The sequence below is a fragment of the Vibrio sp. 2096 genome (assembly GCF_033339595.1).
Classification (GTDB): Bacteria; Pseudomonadota; Gammaproteobacteria; order Enterobacterales; family Vibrionaceae; genus Vibrio; species Vibrio alginolyticus.
Genome location: NZ_JAWOUX010000014.1, coordinates 1 through 26,520 on the forward strand (window position 1 = coordinate 1; position 26,520 = coordinate 26,520).

At 45.0% G+C, this 26,520-nt stretch carries 17 protein-coding genes and 1 riboswitch; of the genes, 11 read left to right on the forward strand and 6 right to left on the reverse strand.

Annotation, left to right across the window (positions count from 1 at the left end):
* Window positions 1-830: 830 nt before the first annotated feature.
* The gene (locus R7Q41_RS20355) at window positions 831-2,162 is read right to left on the reverse strand and encodes a cation:proton antiporter (protein ID WP_053306797.1); all 1,332 of its coding nucleotides are present in this window, start codon (window positions 2,160-2,162) and stop codon (window positions 831-833) included.
* A gap of 191 nt (window positions 2,163-2,353) precedes the next feature.
* Between R7Q41_RS20355 and metH the strand changes: the two genes are divergently transcribed.
* Window positions 2,354-6,034: a methionine synthase gene (metH, locus tag R7Q41_RS20360; protein WP_318144645.1), complete on the forward strand. Its 3,681-nt coding sequence runs from the start codon at window positions 2,354-2,356 to the stop codon at window positions 6,032-6,034.
* A gap of 86 nt (window positions 6,035-6,120) precedes the next feature.
* Here metH and lysC read toward each other — a convergent pair whose 3' ends face one another.
* Window positions 6,121-7,473, reverse strand: a complete 1,353-nt coding sequence (lysC, locus tag R7Q41_RS20365; protein WP_206959911.1) for a lysine-sensitive aspartokinase 3 — start codon at window positions 7,471-7,473, stop codon at window positions 6,121-6,123.
* Between the two features lie 101 nt (window positions 7,474-7,574).
* A riboswitch (Lysine riboswitch) is annotated at window positions 7,575-7,753 on the reverse strand.
* Window positions 7,754-7,973: 220 nt separating this feature from the next.
* On the opposite strand from lysC, the gene R7Q41_RS20370 reads away from it, so the two are divergent.
* Window positions 7,974-9,095, forward strand: coding sequence for a pyridoxal-phosphate-dependent aminotransferase family protein (locus R7Q41_RS20370; RefSeq protein WP_206959912.1), 1,122 nt, complete (start codon window positions 7,974-7,976; stop codon window positions 9,093-9,095).
* Window positions 9,096-9,154: 59 nt separating this feature from the next.
* On the opposite strand, the gene R7Q41_RS20375 is transcribed toward R7Q41_RS20370, so the two are convergent.
* From R7Q41_RS20375 to R7Q41_RS20390, 4 genes are all read right to left on the reverse strand, one after another.
* Window positions 9,155-10,936 carry a PglL family O-oligosaccharyltransferase gene (locus R7Q41_RS20375; RefSeq protein WP_206959913.1) on the reverse strand — a complete coding sequence of 594 codons (1,782 nt, stop codon included), beginning with the start codon at window positions 10,934-10,936 and terminating at the stop codon, window positions 9,155-9,157.
* A 67-nt stretch (window positions 10,937-11,003) separates the two neighbouring features.
* Complete coding sequence (gene uvrA / locus R7Q41_RS20380; RefSeq protein WP_005381241.1) at window positions 11,004-13,826, reverse strand: excinuclease ABC subunit UvrA; 2,823 nt, start codon at window positions 13,824-13,826, stop codon at window positions 11,004-11,006.
* Between the two features lie 149 nt (window positions 13,827-13,975).
* Complete coding sequence (gene galU / locus R7Q41_RS20385; RefSeq protein WP_005381239.1) at window positions 13,976-14,848, reverse strand: UTP--glucose-1-phosphate uridylyltransferase GalU; 873 nt, start codon at window positions 14,846-14,848, stop codon at window positions 13,976-13,978.
* A gap of 159 nt (window positions 14,849-15,007) precedes the next feature.
* Window positions 15,008-15,652 (reverse strand): LuxR C-terminal-related transcriptional regulator, encoded by a 645-nt coding sequence (locus tag R7Q41_RS20390; RefSeq protein ID WP_005381237.1) that lies wholly within the window; start codon window positions 15,650-15,652, stop codon window positions 15,008-15,010.
* Between the two features lie 277 nt (window positions 15,653-15,929).
* On the opposite strand from R7Q41_RS20390, the gene R7Q41_RS20395 reads away from it, so the two are divergent.
* From R7Q41_RS20395 to R7Q41_RS20435, 9 genes are all read left to right on the forward strand, one after another.
* Window positions 15,930-16,469: a single-stranded DNA-binding protein gene (locus R7Q41_RS20395; RefSeq protein ID WP_005381235.1), complete on the forward strand. Its 540-nt coding sequence runs from the start codon at window positions 15,930-15,932 to the stop codon at window positions 16,467-16,469.
* Window positions 16,470-16,711: 242 nt separating this feature from the next.
* Entirely contained in the window at window positions 16,712-18,721 is a 2,010-nt protein-coding gene (gene csrD, locus R7Q41_RS20400; RefSeq protein ID WP_005381201.1) for an RNase E specificity factor CsrD, read from the forward strand.
* A gap of 11 nt (window positions 18,722-18,732) precedes the next feature.
* A complete protein-coding gene (locus R7Q41_RS20405; protein ID WP_005387799.1) occupies window positions 18,733-20,178 on the forward strand; it encodes a hypothetical protein in 1,446 nt (481 codons plus the stop codon).
* Complete coding sequence (gspM, locus tag R7Q41_RS20410; RefSeq protein ID WP_005381197.1) at window positions 20,175-20,825, forward strand: type II secretion system protein GspM; 651 nt, start codon at window positions 20,175-20,177, stop codon at window positions 20,823-20,825. Before R7Q41_RS20405 ends, gspM begins: the two co-directional genes overlap by 4 nt.
* Window positions 20,818-21,150: a hypothetical protein gene (locus tag R7Q41_RS20415; RefSeq protein WP_005381196.1), complete on the forward strand. Its 333-nt coding sequence runs from the start codon at window positions 20,818-20,820 to the stop codon at window positions 21,148-21,150. Before gspM ends, R7Q41_RS20415 begins: the two co-directional genes overlap by 8 nt.
* Window positions 21,151-21,170: 20 nt before the next feature.
* Window positions 21,171-22,811, forward strand: coding sequence for a pilus (MSHA type) biogenesis protein MshL (mshL, locus tag R7Q41_RS20420; protein WP_005388471.1), 1,641 nt, complete (start codon window positions 21,171-21,173; stop codon window positions 22,809-22,811).
* 44 nt (window positions 22,812-22,855) lie between these two features.
* On the forward strand, window positions 22,856-23,701 hold the full coding sequence (locus R7Q41_RS20425; protein WP_053303467.1) for an ExeA family protein: 846 nt from the start codon (window positions 22,856-22,858) through the stop codon (window positions 23,699-23,701).
* Window positions 23,698-24,792 carry a tetratricopeptide repeat protein gene (locus R7Q41_RS20430; RefSeq protein ID WP_318082403.1) on the forward strand — a complete coding sequence of 365 codons (1,095 nt, stop codon included), beginning with the start codon at window positions 23,698-23,700 and terminating at the stop codon, window positions 24,790-24,792. Before R7Q41_RS20425 ends, R7Q41_RS20430 begins: the two co-directional genes overlap by 4 nt.
* Window positions 24,789-26,513, forward strand: coding sequence for a GspE/PulE family protein (locus R7Q41_RS20435; RefSeq protein ID WP_005381188.1), 1,725 nt, complete (start codon window positions 24,789-24,791; stop codon window positions 26,511-26,513). Before R7Q41_RS20430 ends, R7Q41_RS20435 begins: the two co-directional genes overlap by 4 nt.
* Window positions 26,514-26,520: the final 7 nt, after the last annotated feature.

A 26,520-nucleotide genomic window follows, 5' to 3' on the forward strand; every position in this document is an offset into this window, starting at 1 on the left:
GGTAGTTCAGTTGGTTAGAATACCGGCCTGTCACGCCGGGGGTCGCGGGTTCGAGTCCCGTCCACTCCGCCACTTATATTAAGCCTCAGTCGAAAGACTGAGGCTTTTTTCGTTTTGGTTCCCCGACTTACCTTAAACCCACTTTCATATTGAAACCTTGCATCGAGAGGCCGGCTTCCCTCTGGCTATGCTTTCTAAGCCCTGTATGAGTGAAGTGGAACGCAGTTTTGTGTGGTTTCTGCAGTCTCGAGCGCTAGTTTTGAGCCTCTTCATTCACCAAAGCTCCTTTTGTTCGATATTAGAAAATCTAGTTATGTGACAGAGTTTAATTGTTTGAGGTGTCACTTGTTCCAATTTTGAAAACAGGACGACTTTGAATACAAGTTTAGTCTTACTGAGTTCAAGAGAGAGGGGGACTAAATTTCTGTTAAGGCTTTGATCTACCTGAATGCTAGCTCAGTTTTATCTTGGTGAGATTGCTAACCTGTTTGGGTTCTGAACGCAATCACCCTAAATGTATCTTTCTCATTAAAATACAAACTCGCTCATTGCTAAGTATTGTGGAAGTTTAGCTTTGATATTTGCGAGGAGCCTATATTGCCAAGAGAAGAGAAGAGAAGAGAAGTGATAAATGGGTAAATTAAAAGGCTCGTCTATGAATACTATCTATCGGCAATAGTTAGTATCTATGAAAATGCAGCGTAGCGATTCTTAGTATATTTGAAGGTATATCAAAGAATAAGGAGCACTCGTCCTTGAAGGGGAGTCTGAAAATTAGTTATGAAAAAAGCAGCTAGGTAGCTGCTTTTTATTTATTAAGTTACGTGTCTTTAAGAGTCCACTGGCTCCGTATGTTCCGGAGTGGTTATTGCTTGGTTGTTCTCTTCCATCTTCTTCTCTTCTGCTTTTGCTTTTTCAATCATTGGGGTGATTGTTGAGCCTTGAATGAGGATAGAGAAAACAACGACGGAGTAGGTCATTACAAGAATAATCTCTTTTACATCGATTAACTTATCTTGAATCACCCAAATACCAGATGGAATGGAAAGTGCCATTGCCAATGCAAGGCCCCCGCGTAAGCCGCCCCACGTCAAAATACGTACTGACCACGGGTTATATTTTCTGTAACGCTTAAAGCCAATGTACGAGAGAAATACGCTTAAATAGCGAGCTGCTAGTACAAGAGGGACTGAAATAGCCATCATAATCCAGTCTTCTTTGTGGAATTCAAATAGCAGCATCGACATACCGATCAGTAGGAATAACACGCCATTCAAGAATTCATCAACAAGCTCCCAAAAATGGTCAAGGTGATCTTCACTCTCTTTTGAAAAGCCAATAAAGCGTGTCCAGTTGCCAATCATAATACCGGATACAACCATTGCGAGTGGGCCTGATACATGGATGTATTCAGCAAATGCGTAACCTGCCGTTGGGACACCAATGGTAAGTAACAATTCCATTGAGTGATCATCGGTGGCACTGATCAAGTAGTGGAATAGCAAACCGAGGACGAAACCATATGTGATACCACCGATAGCTTCTTGGATGAAGAGTAAGGTGACACTACCTACAGTTGGTGCCTCAGTGCCAAATGCAATCGTAAATAGAGTGACGAAGATAACCAAACCGAAGCCATCATTGAAGAGCGATTCTCCTTCAATCTGAGTGGAGATACGTTTAGGAGCATCTAGTTTTTTCACAATAGCCAATACAGCGATTGGGTCAGTTGGCGATATTAGAGCACCAAATAGTAAGCAGTAGACCAAATCAAATTGGATGCCAATTAACTGACAAAACCCATACAGCGCAAATCCAATAAAGAACGTGGAAAACAGTGTGGCTCCAAGGGCTAAAACAGTGATCTCCCACTTTTGATCTTTAAGGTTCGGGAGTTTGATGCCTAGTCCACCAGCAAATAGTAAGAAGCCAAGAATGCCTTTGAGCAAGAAATCTTCGAAGTTAATCCTTGTGACTGTCTCCGTCGCAATTTCGGTGAGATGGAACCAGTTGTTTTGACCCGCAATTAAGATTAGAAGTGAAAGCACCATTGAACCTGCAGTAATCGCAATGGTGGTTTGCATCTTTCCTATCTTGCTGTTTACAAAAGCAATTAGCATCGCAGCTGCGGATAGAAAACATAAAGTATGATAGACCGACATAGAGCTCTCTATTTGTAACATTTTATGAATGGAATTCTCGGCTGATGCTGCTTAAATAGCAAACATTTTTTCGTGATTATTTTGTAAGTTAAGAAGGAGATAAAATAATCATTAATTCCACGTTTAGACGTCTAGACTCCTGAAGTTTGTGTGATAGGATGGAAAGATAACTAAAGGAATGAGGCTGTACTGTGGGAAGTAACGTAAGACAACAGATTGAAGCTCAATTGAAGCAACGTATTCTTTTGATTGATGGTGGTATGGGAACCATGATTCAAGGGTACAAACTTGAAGAGCAAGACTATCGAGGAACGCGCTTTGCGGATTGGCATTGTGATCTAAAAGGTAACAACGACCTGTTGGTTCTAAGTCAGCCTCAACTTATCAAGGAAATTCACGCTGCATATTTAGAAGCGGGTGCAGATATTCTTGAGACCAACACTTTTAACGCAACAACCATTGCGATGGCTGACTACGAGATGGAAAGCCTAAGTGAAGAAATTAACTTTGCAGCTGCCAAGCTTGCACGTGAAGTTGCAGACGAATGGACCGCAAAAACACCCGATAAACCACGTTATGTCGCAGGGGTTTTAGGGCCGACAAACCGAACTTGTTCTATTTCTCCTGATGTAAATGACCCCGGATATCGAAATGTTTCTTTCGACGAGTTAGTTGAGGCTTACTCTGAATCGACTCGAGCGCTTATTAAAGGTGGTTCAGACCTTATTCTTATCGAGACCATCTTCGATACGCTTAACGCTAAGGCTTGTTCATTTGCTGTTGAAAGTGTGTTTGAAGAGATGAGTATTGAGTTACCTGTGATGATCTCGGGGACTATTACTGATGCTTCCGGTCGGACATTATCCGGTCAAACCACAGAAGCGTTTTACAACTCATTACGTCATGTTAAACCGATTTCGTTTGGTTTGAACTGTGCACTTGGTCCAGATGAGCTGCGTCCTTATGTTGAAGAGCTCTCTCGTATATCAGAATCTTTTGTTTCCGCTCACCCAAATGCTGGGCTTCCGAATGCATTCGGCGAATACGATTTGTCGCCAGAAGATATGGCTAAGCATGTTAAAGAGTGGGCTCAAAGTGGCTTTTTAAACTTGATTGGTGGGTGTTGTGGTACAACTCCTGAGCACATTCGCCAAATGGCACTCGCGGTTGAAAATATCGCCCCTCGTCAATTACCTGAACTTCCCGTTGCTTGTCGCTTGTCTGGCCTAGAGCCACTCGCGATTGATAAAGACTCTTTATTTATCAATGTCGGTGAGCGTACGAATGTAACCGGTTCTGCGCGTTTTAAGCGCTTGATTAAAGAAGAACTGTACGATGAAGCGCTCGATGTGGCTCGTCAACAAGTTGAAAATGGCGCTCAAATTATCGATATCAACATGGATGAAGGCATGTTGGATGCACAAGCTTGTATGGTTCGCTTTTTAAACCTTTGTGCGTCAGAACCTGAAATCTCAAAAGTACCAATCATGGTTGACTCTTCCAAGTGGGAGGTTATTGAAGCCGGTCTTAAGTGCATCCAAGGAAAAGGCATTGTTAACTCGATCTCTCTCAAAGAAGGCAAAGAGAAATTCGTTGAACAAGCTAAGTTGATCCGCCGTTACGGTGCGGCTGTGATTGTGATGGCGTTTGATGAGATTGGGCAAGCAGATACACGTGAGCGCAAAGTAGAAATTTGTACCAACGCTTACCGAATTCTTGTTGATGAAGTGGGCTTTCCACCAGAAGACATCATTTTTGACCCAAACATTTTTGCCATTGCTACGGGGATCGAGGAGCATAATAACTACGCGGTGGATTTCATTGAAGCCGTTGGCGATATCAAACGTGATTTACCACACGCGATGATCTCGGGTGGTGTTTCTAACGTCTCATTCTCTTTCCGTGGCAATAACTATGTACGTGAAGCGATTCACGCGGTGTTCCTCTACCACTGTTTTAAAAATGGTATGGATATGGGGATTGTGAATGCGGGTCAGTTAGAAATCTACGATAACGTGCCTGAAAAATTGCGTGAGTCTGTGGAAGATGTCGTTCTTAATCGTCGTGATGACGCCACTGAGAGATTGTTAGATATCGCGGCGGAATATGCAGGCAAAGGGGTAGGTAAAGAGGAGGATGCCTCTGCACTTGAGTGGAGAACTTGGCCTGTTGAAAAGCGCTTAGAGCACGCGTTAGTGAAAGGAATAACTGAGTTCATCGTTGATGATACCGAAGAGGCTCGTGTCAACGCTTCAAAGCCATTAGAGGTGATTGAAGGCCCACTAATGGATGGGATGAACGTCGTCGGAGACTTGTTTGGTGAAGGTAAAATGTTCCTTCCTCAGGTCGTAAAATCTGCCCGAGTGATGAAGCAAGCAGTCGCGCATCTGGAGCCCTACATCAATGCAGAAAAGCAGGTGGGACAAACAAACGGTAAGATTTTGCTAGCGACGGTCAAAGGTGATGTACATGATATCGGGAAAAATATCGTAGGCGTTGTATTGCAGTGCAATAACTACGAAATTATCGATCTTGGTGTCATGGTTCCTTGCGAAAAGATCTTAAAAGTAGCGCAAGAAGAAAACGTCGATATTATTGGTTTATCAGGGTTGATCACGCCTTCATTAGACGAAATGGTGCATGTTGCCAAAGAGATGGAGCGTCTCGACTTTAACTTACCTCTTCTCATCGGTGGCGCAACAACGTCAAAAGCCCATACAGCAGTTAAGATTGAGCAAAATTACAAGCATCCAGTGGTTTACGTGAACAACGCCTCACGTGCAGTGGGCGTATGTACTTCTCTTCTGTCAGATGAACGTCGCCCTGAATTTGTTGAAAAACTTGAAGCTGATTACGAACGAGTACGTGATCAACATAATCGAAAGAAACCGAGAACCAAACCAGTGACATTAGAAGCGGCTCGAGCGAATAAAGTTGCTATCGATTGGGAAGCTTACACCCCTCCAGTGCCTGTTAAGCCTGGCATTCATATCTTCGATGATTTTGATGTGGCTATATTACGTCAATACATCGATTGGACACCATTCTTTATGACTTGGTCACTTGTGGGTAAGTATCCAACAATTTTCCAACATGAAGAAGTTGGTGAAGAAGCAAAACGTTTATTCGAAGATGCCAACGAGATACTTGATCGAGTTGAGCGAGAAGGCCTGTTAAAAGCGCGTGGAATGTGTGGCTTATTCCCTGCTGCGAGCGTGGGGGACGACATTGAAGTTTATGCTGATGAAACTCGTACCGACGTTGTGAAAGTATTACGTAACTTGCGACAACAGACCGAGAAACCAAAAGGATTCAACTATTGTTTATCCGACTACATCGCACCTAAAGAGTCGGGTAAGCATGATTGGATAGGGGCATTTGCTGTCACTGGTGGTATTGGTGAACGAGAGCTTGCTGATGAATACAAAGCACAGGGAGATGATTACAACGCAATTATGATTCAAGCGGTGGCGGATCGCCTAGCCGAAGCGTTTGCTGAGTATTTGCATGAGCGTGTCCGTAAAGAAATTTGGGGTTATGCTGCGGATGAAGATTTATCTAACGATGATCTCATTCGTGAAAAATACCAAGGTATTCGCCCTGCACCAGGTTATCCAGCGTGCCCTGAGCATACTGAAAAAGGACCGCTTTGGGAGCTACTTAATGTGGAAGAGAATATTGGCATGACTCTAACCTCCAGCTATGCAATGTATCCGGGCGCGTCAGTCTCTGGTTGGTATTTCTCTCATCCTGACTCACGTTACTTTGCGATCGCACAGATTCAAGAAGATCAGCTAGAGAGTTACGCCGATCGTAAGGGGTGGGATAGGATCGAGGCTGAAAAATGGTTAGGGCCAAACATTAACGGTTAAATTGATGTTTACCTCGTCCAAATGTAACAACTATTGAAACAACAAAGGGCTGCAGATACGCAGCCCTTTGTTTTATTGAGTTGAACTTACTTCTCAAACAACTCAGTGTGGAGTTTTTGTATGGCTTGTTTCGATACCGATTCATGGAGCAAGAAGCATAAGTTGTGAGGGCTAGCGCCATAACAAATCATGCGTAGGTTAAAGTCTTCTAGCGTGCCAAAAACCTGTTTCGCGTAGCCTTTACTCTCACTCATGTTGTTACCAATGAGAGCAACGAGGCATAGGTCATGTTCAACTTCTACCTTACATAACTCTTCTAACTCTTCTCGTGCAGCTTGCGGCAGCTGTGGTGCTCCGCCAGATGTATCAGTTTGATCAAGTGTTAACGATACACTGATTTCAGATGTCGTGATCAAATCGACAGAGATCTTATGCTTTGCAAGGATCTCAAAAACCTTCGCTAAGAATCCGTATGCGTGGAACATATTGGCGCTGCGTAGCGTTACCATGGTTTGGTTACAACGCAAAGCTAGCGCACGGAATAACGGTGAGCTTTCGACTTGGTGGCGAATCCAAGTTCCCCCTTTTTCTGGCTCTTTCGATGACCCTACAAATACCGGAATGTCGTGGCGTAATGCGGGTACTAGCGTAGAAGGGTGAAGGATTTTAGCGCCAAAGTTAGCCATTTCTGAAGCTTCACTAAAGCTGATCTCGGGAATTGGTGAGGCTTTTGGTGCAATTCGCGGGTCTGTTGTGTAGATACCCGGAACATCAGTCCAGATTTCTAGCCCTGCTGCTTTAACGCTCTCAGCAATTAAGGCGGCGCTGTAATCGCTGCCCCCTCGACCTAATGTTGTTGTATTACCGGCTTCGTCAGATCCTATGAAGCCTTGAGTAACAACAACGGATTGTTGGCAAAGTGGTACGAGTTTATCTTGCGCAAGCGTCGAAATTGCTTCAATGTTTGGATCCGCGCGACCAAAGTTGTCATCAGTACGCAGCACATCGCGGATATCAAAGCGCACAGCTTGAATGCCTCGCTCACACATTAACTGAGTTAGAATATGCGTCGACATGAGTTCGCCACATGCGACTAAATGATCGGTTAACTTCGCACTAGCTTGGATAGATGCAGCCTCGGCCAGGCTGGTTACGGTATCTAATATGCCATACACCTCGGCAGCAGTTTTCGTGCTGTCTTCGAGCTGAGTTAAAATGGCGTCATGAATGTTGGCCAGATTTTGCAGCAGCTCAGTACGGTGCGTTTGATCCTGAACACCGTTGGCGAGTTCTACCAATAGGTTGGTGACGCCTGAGCAAGCGCTGCTCACGACCAGGCGAGTATTTGGATTGTTTTCGATAATGGTGGCGCAACGACTCATTGCCTCAAAGTTGGCAACACTGGTTCCACCGAATTTAGCTACGTTAAATGCGCTCACTGCGTTCTCCCACGACTTCCTAAAAAATTGTACATCCAATGTTTAGTGAGAAAAGGAACAGAGCAAAAAGAGAGGTATTTAGAATGCTATTTGAAAAATTTACCCTCAGAAGCCCTTCATCAGACTGCGCTGATGACAGTTGATGGGATTCAGCCCAATTCAACCGATAAGTCAAATCCTGCAACTTTGACTTACCTCGGCACTACTCCCCCTCAATGATTGGTGTTGGAATTGCGGTTCCACAAATCATCTACCTGGGTAGCGCTCCTCTTCTACATAAAGCTCAAACATTGAACGGTTTTGAGGCCTTAATGTCAATCAATATTTCAACCTTTATGGTGTTTTTTATTAACGATTTTGTGACACTGGTTTGACCTCCATACTTACGGCTAATTGCTGATAGAGGAAAAATCTATTAGGGTGAAGAACCCTACACCTGAGCCATGTTATTGAATAGAACTTTTAGAATGCTCAGGATAAAAGATAATCAAGGAGCTGACATGTCGATCCAAAGCTTTATTCCGCCTCACCGTATTTTAATGGGACCTGGTCCTTCTGATATTTATCCTCAAGTGTTACAAGCACTAAGCCGTCCTACGGTAGGTCACCTTGATCCTCTGTTTATCGGTATGATGGATGAGCTCAAGCAGCTATTGAAGTATGCCTTTCAAACTGACAATGAGTTCACTATTGCGGTTTCAGCGCCTGGTAGCGCAGGGATGGAAACCTGCTTTGTAAACTTGATCGAGAAAGGCGACAAAGTTATCGTCTGCCGTAACGGTGTATTTGGTGAACGCATGCGCGAAAACGTCGTCCGTGCTGGTGGTGAAGTTGTTATCGTCGATGATGAATGGGGGGCACCTGTTTCCATTGATAAAGTCGAGCAAGCACTCGAACAGCACCCAGATACAAAAGTTCTTGCTTTTGTGCATGCGGAAACCTCAACTGGTGCAGTCAGTGATGCTCAAGCATTGGGTAAGCTGGCGAAACAGCATAATGCATTATCTATTGTTGATGCGGTGACATCGCTTGGTGGTGTGCCGTTAAAAGTGGATGAATGGCAACTGGATGCGGTTTACTCTGGTAGTCAAAAATGTTTGTCATGTGTACCTGGGCTCTCACCAGTGACGTTTTCTCCTGCCGCGATTGAAAAGATTCAAGCAAGAACAACACCAGTACAGAGTTGGTTCCTCGATCAGAGTTTAGTTTTGGGGTATTGGAGTGGAGAAGGCAAGCGTAGTTACCATCATACGGCGCCAGTTAATAGCTTGTATGCGCTTCATGAAGCTTTATTGATACTGAAAAATGAAGGATTAGAAAACGCTTGGGCTCGTCACCAACTGATGCATGAAAAACTCAAAAATGGCTTACAAAAGTTAGGCTTTGAATTTGTTGTGGACGAAGCCCATCGGTTGCCACAATTAAATGCGATTTACGTGCCTGAAGGAATTGATGAAGCAAAAGTTCGTGCTCACTTGCTAGAAACCTATAATCTAGAAATTGGTGCAGGCCTTGGGGCATTAGCTGGTAAAGCGTGGCGTATTGGCTTAATGGGTTACGGCGCTCGATCTGAAAACGTTGCGCTGTGCTTAAAAGCGTTAGAAGAGTCACTCACTGAATAAAATCATACAGCAATGAGATCAAGAAAAGCGAAGGTCATCCCTTCGCTTTTTGGTATTTATTACTTAGCTCCTGAAGTGGGGGCTGGTGAGGCAGAGATTGCTTGAGAAGGTGGTTGGTAATTGACGTCACTGAAATCAATCTTCGGGAACAAAAACTGCGCTTCAGCTCTAATTTGCTCCGCTTTACTTGAGTCATCTAAGCCTTGGTAGGCCAAAATCAAATTGTTATAAAATGCAGGGCGAGGCTTATCTTTGATGATTTTTAGCGACCAATCGATATAAGGCTTGATCAAGGTTGCGTCTTGTTGGTACAGCCCAAGGTTTAAAAACGTGCTATAGACATCCCAATCAAACCTGTCTTTCCAAACTACAGGGTTACTGACTTGATTCAGAATATCAGGGTTAGTTGGTCTAGTGGTCTCAAACTTCGTCAATACATAGTTCGTATGTAATGCGCTTACCATGTAAAACGTAAACGCAACGGGAAGTACCAAACTAAAAACACGCAGCAAGCTTTTGGTTACATTACTAAAGCCGACTTGTCGATAACGAGAGACGCGCTGATCGACCCAGTACAGTAGGATAACGAAGATCAACCAATGCACGAGAGAGTGGTAGAAAGGGTATTCCAGTTGTGAGTGCAATACGATAGGTATAAACAAGGCCAGCAACGCAAGACGAGTTCCGCGTTTGGCTTGATAGATTCGATACAGTACCAGTGCCATCGCTAAGAAGATGCCGAGTATTGGCAGTAAGCCACCTTCTACTCCCCAGTAAAGCAGCTCGTTATGCGGATGATCCATGGCAGGCAAACCTGCTGGGTAATTCTCATTAAGGGCATGTTGACGAGCCGTATACAGCATGTACTCAGATTCAAACTTGCCATATCCATAACCAGTAAAAGGCTTTTCAATCACCATGTCTAATGTTTGCGGAAAAGTATACGCTCGAGGAGACTCCATATTTACTTTTTCTGCGGCTAACCCACCTCCATCAGGAAAGGCAAGATACATGACAACGACTGAGAGTAAGAGCCCACTTACAAGTGACACAACCCAGCGGATAAAGCGCCCTTTGGTTGCAAAGCGGTACATGTATGGAATGACCAACAACACGGCGATGACCGAGGCTAACCAACCAGTGCGTGAAGCCAACGCCACAATTAGTGGTAAAGTTAAAACTGGTACGGCATAGAGAAGGTAAACATCGCTTAACTTACGGTCGTATTTGTAGGGCTGACGTGCAAGTAAATAGCTGGCAATCACCAACCCTGTCGCAAGAAAGCTGGCCATTACATTGGGCTGTTGGAAAATACCATAAGGACGATTGGCCACCGTGTCGTAACCAAACGGATTGCCTGGTTTGAGATACAGATATTGTGTCAAACCAAAAATGGCTTCGATAACAACCGCAAGGACAATGAACCATAATAGGCGTTGGCGATGTTTATTACTGAAATGAAATTGTTGTAAGGCAATAAAGAACAGGACACCACACCACAGGCCAATGAGCTTATTGGCTGCCAAACTGCTATTCGCATTTGGGTACAGAATGGGCACCGTCATGATAAGAGCACTAATGAACAAGCCGATGGTTAGTTTTGAGTAACGTAGTACTCGATTATTCGCAAGTTGGTAACACCCAATGCCTAATGCAAAGCTAAAAGCAATCCAAGTTGTCGCATTGAACGAAAGCGAAAGCCCCGAACCGCCGGGGTTGGGCATGAAAAAGTGCATTGCCAACACAAATAGTGTTGCCAAGGCAATGAGAAACTTGCGATTGAGGGGAACCTGTACTTTTTCGGGAGAAAGCTTTGTTCCACTTACATGTATAGTAGCCATAGTTATTGCGTTGTTTTGAATGAAAAAAGACCAGCACTTGCTGGTCTCGATACTTTACCTGTTTTTTCTACTTCAACATAGGCTTGAGGAAGTGAGCTGTGTGCGACCCCTCGATTTGCGACACATCTTCCGGAGTGCCTTGAGCGATTATCTCGCCGCCACCCTGACCCCCTTCAGGACCAAGATCGATAATCCAGTCCGCAGTCTTAATGACGTCCAGGTTATGCTCGATCACCACGACAGTATTTCCGTGGTCGCGAAGTCTGTGCAGTACAGTGAGCAACTGCTGGATATCATGGAAGTGCAAGCCGGTTGTTGGTTCATCCAAAATGTACAAGGTTTTTCCTGTATCACGTTTGGATAGCTCTCGCGCCAGTTTCACACGCTGTGCTTCACCACCGGAGAGTGTTGTTGCCGCTTGACCCAATCGTATGTACGACAAACCCACATCCATCAGTGTTTGTAGTTTGCGAGCGATGGCAGGAACTGGATCGAAGAAGGTGCGTGCATCTTCGACCGTCATTTCTAGCACTTCATCAATAGTTTTACCTTTGTAACGTACTTCGAGCGTTTCACGGTTGTAGCGTTTACCTTTACACACATCACATGGCACATAAACATCTGGTAGGAAATGCATTTCTACTTTGATAACACCGTCACCCTGACAGGCCTCACAACGACCACCGCGTACGTTAAAACTAAAACGGCCCGGCTTGTAACCGCGAGAACGCGACTCCTGTGTGCCTGCAAACAGTTCACGGATTGGGGTAAAGATCCCCGTATAGGTTGCAGGGTTAGAGCGAGGTGTACGGCCAATTGGGCTTTGATCAATATCGATGACTTTATCGAAGTGCTCTAGACCTTTAATCGATTTATAAGGTGAAGGCTGAGCCGTTGTCGCTCCGTTAAGTTGGGTATGCGCAATTTTAAAGAAAGTATCATTAATCAGCGTTGATTTACCTGAGCCAGATACCCCTGTAATACAGCTGAATAACCCAACAGGAATTGAAAGGTTAACGTTTTTAAGGTTATTACCTGTTGCGCCTAATAGCTCAACCGTTTTTTTCGGATCTCGCGGCGTGCGATCTTTCGGTACTGCGATTTCTTTAACACCACTTAAGTACTGACCTGTCAGAGAATTCGGATTCGCGACTATCTCTTCCATGGTGCCTTCCGCAACAACATTACCACCATGTACGCCAGCACCAGGACCAATATCTATGACATGATCTGCACAGCGAATCGCATCTTCATCGTGTTCTACCACAAGTACGGTATTACCTAAATCGCGCAAATGAGTCAGTGTTTTTAGGAGTCGTTCGTTATCACGCTGGTGGAGGCCAATCGACGGTTCATCTAAGACGTACATGACACCAACAAGACCTGCACCAATTTGGCTTGCTAAACGAATACGTTGAGCTTCACCGCCTGATAAGGTTTCTGCACTGCGTGATAAGTTTAGGTAGTTCAAACCGACGTTAACTAAGAATTGCAGGCGGTCGTTGATTTCCTTCATCACTTTTTCAGCGATTTGGGCTCGTTGACCTTCCAGTTTCAAGGAATGGAAGAACTCCAATGCATCAGCAATGCTGAGTTCAACAATCTCAGGTAGTGTCGTATCAGCAATAAAAACGTTACGTGCTTCGAGGCGTAGACGAGTACCGCCACAGCTTGAACAAGATTTAGTGGAGATGTATTTTGCAAGCTCTTCACGGACAGAGTTGGATTCTGTATCACGATAGCGACGTTCTAGGGTATTCAGAATACCTTCGAATGGATGGCGTTTAACGCGAATATCGCCACGATCGTTGATGTATTTAAACTCAATCTCAGTACGACCTGAGCCCTTTAGAATGACATCTTGCGTTTTCTTTGGCAGAGAATTAAAAGGGGCATGGAGGTCAAAACCATAATGATCGGCCAATGAGGTGAGCATTTGGAAGTAGTAGTAGTTCTTTTGATCCCAACCGCGAATCGCACCTTGTGCCAAGCTTAATGAATCATCTTGAATGACTCGGCTTGGATCGAAGTATTGTTGAACACCCAAGCCATCACAAGTGCCACATGCACCAGCAGGGTTGTTGAATGAGAAAAGTCGCGGCTCTAACTCTTGCATGCTGTAACCACATTGTGGACAAGCGAAGTTGGCGGAGAAAATAATCTCTTCACCGTCGCCATCCATTGGCGCGACAACCGCAATTCCGCCTGATAATTCGAGTGTTGTCTCGAAAGATTCGGCCAAGCGCTGTTGTAAGTCTGGACGAACTTTAAAGCGGTCTACCACGACTTCAATGGTGTGCTTTTTATGTAGCTCTAGCGTTGGAGGATCGGACAGATCGCAAGTCTCTCCATCAATACGCGCACGAATAAAGCCTTGAGCCGCTAAGTTCTCAAGCGTTTTAACATGCTCACCTTTACGCTCTTTGACAATGGGTGCCAACAGCATCATTTTGCTGCCTTCTGGCATCTCCAGAACTTTGTCCACCATTTGACTGATGGTTTGCGCAGCAAGAGGGGCATGGTGCGTTGGACATCGGGGTTCGCCTACACGAGCATACAACAGACGCAAGTAGTCGTAGACTTCGGTAATTGTACCGACGGTTGAACGCGGGTTATGAGAAGTAGACTTCTGTTCAATAGAAATCGCGGGTGATAACCCTTCAATATGGTCGACATCGGGTTTTTCCATCAGAGACAAAAACTGACGAGCGTAGGCAGAGAGAGACTCTACGTAGCGTCGTTGGCCTTCTGCATACAATGTATCGAAAGCGAGAGAGGATTTACCGGAGCCACTTAGTCCAGTAATGACAATCAGTTTATCGCGAGGGATTGTAAGATTAATGTCTTTAAGGTTATGGGTTCGGGCACCGCGAACTTCTATTTTATCCATCGTTTTTGCTCTATGTATAACCAAGTGGGGCAAGTATTACATAGTGTGAGAAATGTGCAAAGAAAATTACTGGATAAAAAAACAGTAAAGTAAAAAGCCCAGCGTTGTGCTGGGCTTTCGATACAGTAATTTCGTACTAAGACGATGCTTTATACTGCTTTTTGTGTTGCGTGCTTACCTAGCTCAGAGGTTTTTTCATCTTTTAGATACAGGTTTTCAAAACAATAGTTAGTTGCTTCGATGTAACCTTCAACGCTACCACAGTCAAAGCGTTTGCCCTTGAATTTGTAAGCCAATACACAGCCCGCTTTTGCTTGCTTCAGCAGCGCGTCAGTGATTTGAATTTCACCACCTTTACCTGGTTCGGTGTTTTCGATCAGTTCAAAAATATCGGGAGTCAGGATGTAGCGGCCAATGATAGCAAGGTTGCTAGGCGCCGTGCCTTTCTCTGGTTTTTCTACCATGTCGTCTACGCGGTAGATGTCGTCTTTGATCATTTCACCAGAGATAACGCCGTATTTGTGCGTTTCTTCGGCTGGTACTTCTTGCACTGCAACGATAGAACAGCGGAACTGCTTAAATAGTGCCACCATCTGAGCCAGTACGCCCTCTTGCTCGTTCACACAAAGGTCATCAGCAAGAACAACAGCAAATGGCTCATCGCCTACCAATTCTCGTCCAGTTAGAATCGCGTGGCCCAAGCCTTTCATTTCGCGTTGACGTATATAAGTGAAGTTTGCAGATTCAATGATTTCACGGATATCTACCAACAGCTCTTCTTTGTTGGTACCGCTAATCTGATGTTCCAGTTCGTAGTTCTTATCAAAGTGGTCCATGATCGAGTGCTTGCCACGACCCGTCACAATACACATGCCGTTCATACCAGCTTGGATTGCTTCTTCGACACCGTATTCAATAAGCGGTTTGTTCACGACTGGCATCATCTCTTTTGGCATAGATTTCGTTGCCGGTAGGAAGCGTGTGCCATAGCCTGCAGCAGGGAACAGACATTTTTTTATCATTGGGGGAATATCCTATCTCGTTTTTATCAAGAATCTGCGCATAACTTTAACACGAGAGGTATCAATGAATCATGAATAAAGTAGGAAAAAATGTGAGACTCGGTGCGGAAAAAAGATGAGCGACTCGTCATTTCAGTTATCAGAGCCGCTCACATTGCATCACGACATTAAGTTTTGGTCTGCCCAGGCGATTGCCTGTACTCGGTTCTTTACGGATAGCTTTTTGAATATCTGATACAAGTGCGATTTGATGGTGAATTCACTGACGAATAACTCCTCGGCCATCTGACTGTTCGAGGCGCCAGCTTGTAGGCAACGCAGTACTTGTAGCTCACGAATGGTTAGGTCTACCGTAGCTGGTGCAGTATGAGTATTAATGACATTGCGATAATAGTGTAAAAGTTGACTGGTTACATTACGCGGCAGCCAGTTTTGACCGTTAACAATGCCTTTTAACCCTTCTCCAATTTGCTCTAGCGTATCTTCAGAATAAAACACACCTTTTAATTGACCAAATGAAAGAAGTTCATCCGTGGTTAGTCTTTTAGGCACGTTGAAGACAACGGTTTCAAAGTTTTTCCATACAAGAGGCAAGTTTTTGATCGATTGAACAAGTGATTTATGTTCACTGAAGTCGATCAGTAGAATTTTATTACGGTGTTGTGGCTTGGCTTCCATGAGTGCTGCGGTTGAAATCACCGGGATGCTCATATCAACGTACTTTTCGAGTGCCGCCACTTTTTTTTGCGCATTATCTTCCATACTGATCAGAAATAGCTTTCTTGCGTAAGCCGACTTTCTCACGTGTTCCAATCTCCCTGGGTTCAATAGAAGCCATAAACTGGCATTAAAGAGAGGCCATAACCATCGCTTTACTGAATAAATGCGTTCGAATTCAAAGCTTCACGAAACGATGTCTGCAACGCGAATCAAAAATGCTACACACGTAAGTTGAAATACGATTTGGGTTCTAGAGGGTGACTCAATAGATCACAATGGTATTAGACTTTAATCAAAACATTAAAGCGTGCTATTCTAATACGCTAAAATTTTATATATCCAGAGTGAAACGGAGCACATCATGGCCAGCCGTGGAATTAACAAAGTTATTTTGGTGGGGAATCTAGGTAACGACCCTGAAATTCGTTACATGCCGAATGGCGGTGCAGTAGCAAACATTACTATTGCGACTTCTGATTCATGGCGTGATAAAGCGACTGGCGAACAGCGCGAAAAAACGGAATGGCACCGTGTTGTGTTGTTCGGCAAACTTGCGGAAGTAGCAGGTGAGTACTTGCGTAAAGGCTCTCAAGTTTACATTGAAGGGCAACTGCAAACTCGCAAATGGCAAGATCAAAGTGGCCAAGATCGCTACTCAACTGAAGTCGTTGTTCAAGGCTTCAATGGTGTGATGCAAATGCTTGGCGGTCGTGCTCAAGGTGGCGGCGCACCAATGGGCGGTCAACAGCAGCAACAAGGTGGATGGGGTCAGCCTCAACAGCCAGCTCAGCAGCAGTACAATGCGCCTCAGCAACAGCAACCACAACAACAGGCTCCGCAGCAATCACAGCAGCAGTACAATGAGCCACCAATGGATTTTGACGACGATATCCCGTTCTAAATTCTGCTTATGCTTGAATCGAAAAGGCCGCGAATATCGCGGCCTTTTTTATTGTCGCAATCTAATGATCTCACAGGCTTATCTTGGCAAGGTTAGGCGTAACAATAAAACTTATCAATGAGTGTGATTTTCTTTATGCTCCAGCCTCTCACTATCAGACTAATCCGATTGTTTGATGAACTCTTATCAAGTATAAATATTTCAATAAGGTATATGATGAATAAAAAAGGAATTTGGTATTCATGAGGTATACCCCAACTCTTAAGTTAAGCACACGGCTGGTGGCCTTTGTCACCATGATCGTTATCTGCGCCATGTTTATCTTGTTTGTCGGTGGCACCCTCTCTTTTAAACGTCTTGGGCAGGAATATCTCACCCATTATTTAGAAGGGATCGTAGAGGTGGTCGACAAGGAGATGGAAGATCCTGACGCCGCTTATTCTATGCAGCGCTGGATGCCGAAAATGCTGCAGGCTTCCAATATTGTCGAAATGACGTTGTCGACTAACAACGCCGTTGTTTATCGCTTCAAAGATACTTCTCATCAAATGGAAGCGTCAGTCTTGTTTGAGGCAGAGTACCAGCTGACTCACAATCAAGATTACACGATTCACTTTAAAGCAATTCCCCCTTACTTAGGTTACAGCTACTCAATGCAGGCGCTTTGGTCGATCACGCTTGCCGTGATATTGATCATCTTCTGCTTAATGCGCGGCGTGGCATGGCTTAAGGAGCAATTAGAAGGCTCCGAAATGCTCGAAGAGCGAGGCAGAATGATCCTGGCTGGTAGGGTGGAGCAGTATGCCAAAGGTGACAAAAAAGAATGGCCTTACACCGCCAGTGAAGCGCTCGATGTATTAATCGAAGAGTTACAAGATGCGCGTCAAGAGCGAAGCCGATTTGATACCTTTATTCGAACTCAAACCTTCCTTGATAAGCTAACCGGTACCGCTAACCGAGTGTTATTTGATAGCAAGTTGGAATCGGCGTTACTAGAAAGTGGGGCTCGCGGCGCCGTGTTGCTAGTGCGTATTCAAGACTGGAAACTGGTTGAAGAAGAGCAAGATAAGCAAATTACGGATGAGTTTATTGTTGAAGTTGGGAGTTTATTGTCCAATTTAGTTCAACGATACCCAGATGTTGTATTTTCCCGTTATTACGATGCTGATTTTGCGCTTTTTCTACCGCACCAAAGTGCGAAAGATGTGGCTAACCTTGCCTCGCAATGCATTCGCCAGTTAGAAAAGTTAATGCCGCCAGAGCCACTTGATCCAGACAACTGGTGCCATATTGGCATCACCACTTATAAAGAAGGTGAGCGACACAGCCAAATCATTGATGAAGCCGAGACTGCTTTGCGTAGTGCGCAACTACAAAATAACAATAATTGGAGTCGCTTCAAAAAATGGAACCACGATGAAGAAGCTCGCGGAAGTGTGAGGTGGAGAACGTTATTTGACACAGCACTTACACCTGAAAGTGTGATACTCTACGCACAATCTGTGCACCCAATAAGTGACGCGACGCATAAAAAATCATTATATGAAGAGTTAACATGTCGGATTCGCGATCCTGAGAATGGGATTGTTAAAGCGTCTCGGTTCATTTCTGCGATCAGACAGGTTGGTTATGAAGCGCAAATGGATAAGTCGGTTATTAATAAATTCTTAAGAGAGTTTAAGGACAATTTTGATAACTCAAGATCGTATGCGCTCAATTTGAATGTAACGCCATTTTCTAACCGAGAGTACTTTAAATGGTTTCGTGATGAACTCTTACAGTTGTCACGTGAGCAGAGAAAGTGTCTCAGTTTTGAGTTTGTTGAAGCACAATTTGTAAGACACTTAGACTTTATGCGACCAGTCGCTAAAATGCTGGCCGGTTTAGGGTGCCACTTAATGGTTGGGCAGGCTGGGCGTACCATCGTCAGCACTCACTATTTAAAAGAAGTGGACATTCGTTACCTTAAACTTCATCGCAGTTTAGTAGCAAAAATCGACCAACGACATGAAAACCAGCTATTTGTCCGCAGTATGCTAGGTGCGGCGGCAAACAGTAAAACTAAAATTATAGCAGTGGGAATTGAGAATCAGAACGAGCTCAACACATTAATTGAGCTCGGGGTTTATGGTGGGCAAGGGCGTTACTTTTCTGCGGAGCAGCAGTTTCTTCCTCGTCCCCAAGCGTTGCCGAATTCTCAATCAGAATCCCAAGTTAAATTGGGAAGACGAAATCGCTGGCGGAAAAAATAAAGATAATAATCATGGATTTCAAAGCACTATTCGACAAGCTTAAGCGATCATCTAGTGGTGATCGCTCCTGCTTTTTGGTTATTCAGCCAGACGCCGTTTATTTATCATCTTCAATCAAAAGTAGTCGTCCATACCAATTTGATATTTCTGAGTCCAATTGGGAAAAAGCCGTTGAGCAAGCATTGAGCGTTGCAGCGAGTGCGTATGATTCATTAACGGTTATTCTTTCTCATAACTATTACCAGATGTACCAAATCGACAAACCAGTCATGCCGCGTCAAGAATGGCCAGCCGCATTACCGTTTTTGTTGAAAGAACTGATCTCTGAGCGTGCTATCGACATTATTGCCGATGCGGTCGAGTTACCGAATTCAACCAAAGTGCAAGCATACGTCTTATCGCGAAAAATATTGGATAAGATTGTGTTACTGGCCAGTCGAGCCCAGTTACCATTAGAGGCCATTCTTCCTGAAGACGATATTTGGGGAGAGACTGCGGGTGAACTAGGAAACTTCCTATTATTACAACGCAGTGTGCGTGGTCATTTCCGTATAAGCGCTTTTGTCGAAAATACTATTGCGTTCCACCGCTCTATTCGCAGTGTGACGCCACCGTTAACGGGGGTTCCGTCTAGCGATTTACAGATGGACAGTCTGTCGTTAGAACTGCAACGTTCGATTGATTATCTTTCATCTCAGTTACGCCACGTGCAATTACATCAATTGAAAGTGTGCTGTGATGAAGAGGATGAGAGCGAGCTTGTTCAGGCTCTGAACTACCGTTTAAGTACTAAGGTTTCACCGTTATTACCACCAGAACATGAGCTATCAGGACATGTTTTGGCTGACACTGCGGCTACTTCAAATACTCGACGCGTCAACTTATATCCCGATTACTTAAAGCCGAAAAAAGAGCTCCTGACGCTAAAAAATATCGCGTTATCTTGGGGCGTTGCGGCGGCTGCAATTCTATTTTCTTACGGTTATGTCACTTGGCAGAGCAGCGGTTTGGAAGATGAGATTGCTATTGTAAAAAGTAAAGGCGATATCATGAAGTCAGAGCTTGAACGTTATCAAGTCAAGCTACGTAAACATCAACCTGACAATAATAAGCTGGCAGCTAAAGCCCGCTTAGAGCGTGAAGTCAAGGCGAAGCGAGACTCGCTTAAAGCTGTCGGGAAATACGATGACTCGCAACGCACGGGTTACTCTGGCGTGATGCAATCATTAGCGAAGCTAGGAAACCAAGAAATTTCTTTGTCCGAAATTCGAATCAATACCCATACCTTAGACCTGAAGGGGCTAGCGAAAAAACCGAGCTCAGTGCCAAATTGGGTCAGCCAATTTAAAAACGAAATTAGCTTGGTTGGTCGAACGTTTGACGACGTCAAAATAGGTCGAAATGATAAGGATATTGTGACGTTTGAACTAAAAACGCGCGAGGATAAAGAGAAATGAACGAATTCTGGCTCTCATTAGAAGGGCGCTTTGGCGAAATGAGTACGCGTGAAAAAGTGCTCACCGCATTGTGCGGTTTAGTTGTCGTGATCATGTTGCTCTTTACGCTGGTATTGGAGCCAAAGCTTAACGAGATCATCAGTAATGAGAGGCAACTAAGTAATTTAAAGCAAGCCAATCAAAAGATTGAAATCGATACGCTACGTATTCAGGCGCAACTTAAGAAAGATCCAAATGCTGAGATTGATCGCGCGATATCTAATCTGTTAGCTGAGAGTCAGCATCTTTCGATGCAATTAGCGGAGATCATCGAGCATCTTATTACACCTTCGCAAATGGCTGAGCTGCTTGAAAATGTGTTGGAGCAGCAAAGTGGCATTCACCTTTTGTCTCTGCAAACCTTGCCATCTGAGCCAATAACGGAAGATAAAGAAGCATCGCAATACTCTGGTTACTACGTGCATCCTGTTCGTATGGAACTGACTGGTGACTATTTTTCTATTGCTAATTATCTGAATAAATTGGAGAGCCTTCCTGCGAGTTATTACTGGCGCAGCTTTAGTTATAAAGTCGAAGAGTACCCGAAAGCGAAGCTTGTGTTAGAAGTCTACACACTAGGATCTAGAGAGGAGTTTATTGGTGGTTAACAAACTCATCATCTCATTGCTTGTTATGGCAGCGGCAGGAACCGCTTGGGCAAACCAGGACCCAACGGCCCCACTTGGTTGGGAAAAGCCAGCGGTTGAAACGTCAGCGAAACCAAAAGTTAAACGGTACCGACTGCCTAAGCTCAACAGTATTGTGTGTAAGCCAAGTACTGATTGTATCGCGATTATGGATAACAAACTTGTCGAAAAAGGCGAGCTATTTAAGGGTTATCGCGTCGCGAGCATTAATAGTGAATTTGTAACTTTAAAGCGTGGTAACCGTCAGTGGGACCTAGAGCTTTTTGATTTAAACGTAAAACAATAATAACCAGAGCCCGATCAGATATGCGCAAATTAGTTGTAGGAATAACGATTGCTTCTTTAATGGGATGTTCAATGGGTCATCGGAATCCAGTGGAAGTTAAAGAAGCGCTCAATGAATCGATCAATCAAGCGAACAGCCGCACATTGGAAGAAATCCCTTCTTCTGTTGAGGCAGACTTGATGCCAAATTTAGACTCGAACGTTGCATCAGAGCAAGGCACCTCGAAGCGTTTTCGTATTCAGGCGAATGCGGTCGATGCAAGAAGCTTTTTCGCCTCATTAGTGAAAGGCACTGAGTACAGCGTGGCGATTCACCCATCGGTACAAGGTAATATCACTGTCAACTTGTCAGATGTGACATTGGATGAAGTTCTGAATGTCGTACAGAATATGTATGGCTATGACGTGGTGAAGTCTGGCAAAGTTATTCAAATCTACCCAGCAGGTATGCGTACTGTGACCATTCCAGTCGATTACCTGCAGTTCAAGCGTTCTGGTCGCTCATTAACCAGCATTGTTACGGGCTCTGTAACCTCGGCTGGTACGTCTAATTCTGGTGGTAGCTCAGACAGTTCTGACTCGTCAGACTCTAACAATGGAAACAACAACGATAGCTCGACCACATCTACGGGTGGTACACGCATTGAAACCATCACTGAGAGTGACTTCTGGCCTATGCTGCAGCAAGCTGTTGCGAATCTAATTGGTTCAGGCAAAGGGCAAAGTGTGGTTGTAACGCCACAAGCGGGAGTTATTACGGTTCGAGCATTTCCTGATGATATTCGCGAAGTACGCGAGTTCTTAGGTGTATCGCAGGAGCGCATGCAGCGCCAGGTCATTCTTGAAGCTAAAATCCTAGAAGTGACGTTGAATGATGGCTACCAACAAGGCATCAACTGGTCAAACTTATCGGCGTCAATTGGTAACTCGGGTAGTATCGTAGTCAACCGCCCTGCGTCGACATTACCACCATTGGATGCGATTGGCACGCTATTGGGCGGTCAAACTAACGTGACTATTTCGGATGGTAACTTCAATGCAGTGTTGAGCTTCATGTCTACGCAAGGTGACTTGAACGTCCTTTCGAGCCCTCGTATTACCGCTGCCAACAACCAAAAATCTGTCATCAAAGTGGGTACCGATGAGTACTTTGTTACCGAGCTATCGAGCAATGCAGGCAACGGTGAAAACTCAAATGCAGTTCCTGAAGTGGAACTGACGCCATTCTTCTCGGGTATTTCCCTCGATGTGACTCCGCAAATTGATAACAAAGGCAATGTGTTCCTGCATGTTCACCCCGCAGTTATTGAAGTCACGGAAGAAGTGAAGCAATTGAACTTGGGCGGAGATTTCCAAAACATCCAACTGCCATTAGCGAAAAGCTCTATTCGTGAATCAGACTCGGTTATTCGTGCTAAAGATGGCGATGTTGTGGTTATCGGCGGTCTGATGAAACAGCAAAATCGTGAGCTTGTTTCTAAAGTCCCATTTTTGGGCGATGTACCAGCACTGGGGCATTTGTTCCGCAACGTGAATAACGTAACTGAGAAAACAGAATTGGTCATCTTGCTAAAACCGACCGTAGTTGGCGTGAACTCTTGGCAGAAAGAGCTAGAGCGCTCTCGTGATCTGCTGCAAGAGTGGTTCCCAGATGCGCAATAAGCGCTGGGAAAGGTTCTGTTTTTCAATAGGTTTGTGATTCGAGTATGTACTTGTCACACTTTGGATTCCGAGTTCAGCCTTTTTCGTTAACCCCAAATACAGAAATGTTCTTGGGGTTAGTCCCTCACTATGAGGCGATCCAAACCATCCTAGCTGCCGTGCAAATGGGAGAAGGGGTGATTAAGGTGACGGGAGAAGTAGGCACTGGAAAAACCATGGTATGCCGTAAGCTGATCGAGCAGATTGAATCTGAAGTTGAGCTTATTTACTTACCCAATCCAGTGTTGAATGGGGAACAGTTGCAGTTTGCTGTCGCCAGAGAGTTGGGTATCGAGAACGATGATCCGCTGCGTATCGTTTCCCTCATTCAAGAGCACTTGATTCAAGTACATTACTTGGGAAAGAAAACCGTCTTGATCGTTGATGAAGCGCAAGCTCTTTCCCCACAAGCTTTAGAAACATTACGTCTATTTGGCAACTTAGAAACGGAACAAGATAAGCTCATTCAATTGGTGTTATTCGGACAACCTGAGTTGGATGAAAGATTGGCTAACCATGAGCTAAGGCAGTTTCGTCAACGCATTACGTTTAGCTGCCAGTTACGTCCTCTCTCTATCGATGAAGGCGTGGCTTACATCAATAATCGTTTAGATAAAGCAGGCAATGGGGCGCACATTTTTTCTATTGAACAGAAAAAAGCGATTTGGCGTTCATCCATGGGGATTCCGCGCTTGATAAACCAAATTAGCCACAAGTCGTTGCTTGCTGCATTTAATGAGCGTTGCACACTATTGAAAAATCATCACGTTTACGCCGCTATGCACGATACGTTTGATGCCCGTAAACCTAAGTTTAAAACACCCGTATTTTGGGGATGGAGTCAACCTTGAGTGCCATCAATAAAGCATTATCAGAACTTGCTGAAAAAACATCGCCGTCAGAGCTTACTTGTGCGGAGATTCCAAGAGTCTCACGCAGTAAACCTTGGCTTTGGCTTGTCGCCGGTTTTTCGTTAAGCCTTGCGGTTGGTAGCTGGGCGGTCTCTCGCGGTCCTGTCCCGTCAGGCGAGCTATCACAGTTTCAAACCGACGCTATGCCACTGTCGTCTGTGAATGTCTCACCAATTGTTTCATCGGAGCGCACTCACTCGCCAACGAGTAAAATGACGCCCGATACAACTCAAGTGGTTTACACCAAACCAGCCACACAGCCGGTAGCGCAACAGCCTCACATGCAAGAGACTGATAGGTTCACGCTAAGATCTGAGATAAATATCGCCTCTGAAGATGAAGTTTTACTCGCGCAGTTAGCAACGATGCCGAGCGAGGAGCAATACGATCACGTAACCCGCACGACATCAGAAAACAGCTCAATGCGTATTGAGCAGGTTGAGCTTACACATCGTCAATTATCTCTTAAAGCGGTTAGCCGAGCGGAAAAAGCACTGGATGCTAACGATATGCAAACGGCGTTATCGGCTTATGCCGAGGCGTTGCGTTATGAGCCAATGAATGCAGACACGCGTCAAAAGTTATCAGCGTTGTACTTTGGTAAAGGTGACACGCGTAAAGCATATGAGATTATTCAAGAAGGCATCAACCTAGATACGAACAACCAAGTACTCCGCTTGGCCTTGTCTAAGTTGTTAGTGAAAGCTAATCAACCTGAAGCGGCGCTGAGCCCGCTTGTTCATTTGCCTCCAGTACCAAGTCGAGATTACTTGGCGATGCGTGCGGCATTGGCACAAAAACACAAGCAAAATGACATTGCGCTTGAGAGCTATCAACTCCTAACTCAGCGTGAGCCGGAAAACGCGCGCTGGTGGTTAGGTTTGGCTATTCAACAAGAGCGCGCCCTGGCTTTTACTGCCGCGATTAACTCTTACAACCAAGCTCTGGGTAAAGTTGGCATTTCGAATCAATCGCAAGCATTTATCCGTGACCGTTTGAGCATCTTGAAAGAGTTGGAGAGCGCACAATGAAAATTCAGTTGAGAAAACGCTTGGGCGATCTTCTGGTTGAGGAAGGTATCGTCTCTGAAGAACAAATCCAGCAAGCACTAAACGCACAACGCAGTACCGGGCAGAAGTTAGGGGATGCGTTAATTGACCTTGGCTTTATTACTGAAAAGCAAATGTTGGACTTCTTGTCTCAGCAGCTTGGTTTGCCACTGATCGATCTTGGTCGTGCACCTGTGGATGCCGAAGCCGTGCAGATTTTACCTGAGGTACACGCTCGTCGCTTACGTGCGATGGTCGTTGCTCGAAATGGGGACACCCTGCGCGTTGCTATGAGCGACCCTGCGGACTTGTTCATTCAAGAATCATTGATGAACTTGTTAGGTCAATACAACCTTGAGTTCATTGTTGCTTCAGAGCGTCAGCTTATTTCAAGCTTTGACCGTTATTACCGCCGTACTAAAGAGATCGCCTCCTTTGCTGAACAGCTGCATGAAGAGCATAAAGATGTACAAAGCTTTGATTACGGTATTGATGAAGCCGATAGTGAAGAGGTTACCGTTGTAAAGCTGGTTAATTCCATGTTTGAAGATGCGGTACAGGTTGGAGCTTCGGATATTCATATTGAGCCAGACGATCAAGTGTTGCGTTTGCGCCAGCGTATTGATGGCGTATTGCATGAAACGCTCTTAAATGAAGTGAACATTGCATCGGCTTTGGTTCTTCGACTGAAGTTGATGGCACACCTAGATATTTCTGAAAAGCGCTTGCCACAAGATGGCCGATTCAATATCAAAGTTCGTGGCCAATCAATTGATATTCGTATGTCGACGTTACCAACGCAGTACGGAGAATCTGTGGTAATGCGTCTGCTTAACCAGTCCGCTGGTTTGCGTCCGTTAGAAGAGTCAGGCTTGCCGCCAGACTTGCTTGCTCGCTTACGTCGACAGTTGGCGCGTCCGCACGGCATGATTTTGGTTACCGGGCCGACAGGTTCCGGTAAAACCACCACGCTTTACGGCGCATTGAGTGAGCTCAACGAACCTGGGAAAAAGATCATTACAGCAGAGGACCCGGTTGAATATCGTCTGCCTCGCATCACTCAGGTACAGGTTAACAGCAAGATCGATCTAACTTTCTCGCGTGTTCTTAGAACCTTTTTACGTCAAGACCCAGACATAATTCTTGTTGGTGAGATGCGTGACCAAGAGACGGTAGAAATTGGTCTGCGAGCTGCACTAACGGGGCATTTAGTATTGAGCACTCTCCACACCAACGATGCTGTCGACAGTGCGTTACGCATGATCGATATGGGGGCGCCGGGGTACTTGGTTGCTAGTGCGGTTAGAGCCGTGGTGGCGCAGCGTCTTGTGCGCCGAGTTTGCCCAGATTGTAAAACAGAAGACCACTTAGATGAGTCTCGCCAGCAGTGGTTAGCTGGGCGTTTCCCAAATCAAGTTAGCACCATTTTTTATAAAGGCGCAGGTTGCCAAAACTGTAACTTGACTGGTTATCGAGGCCGAATCGGTGTGTTTGAAATGCTCGAACTTGAGCAAGAGATGATGGATAAATTGCGAGCCAATGATGCGGTTGGTTTTGCGCAAGCCGCGCGCCGCTCAGAAAACTATAAGCCACTGCTTGCTTCTGCAATGGAACTGGCGCTACAAGGCACCGTCAGTTTGGATGAAGTGATGACCCTAGGTGAGGGTGATGCTTCTGGTAAGACTGATCCCATTTTCATATAGGTAAGTG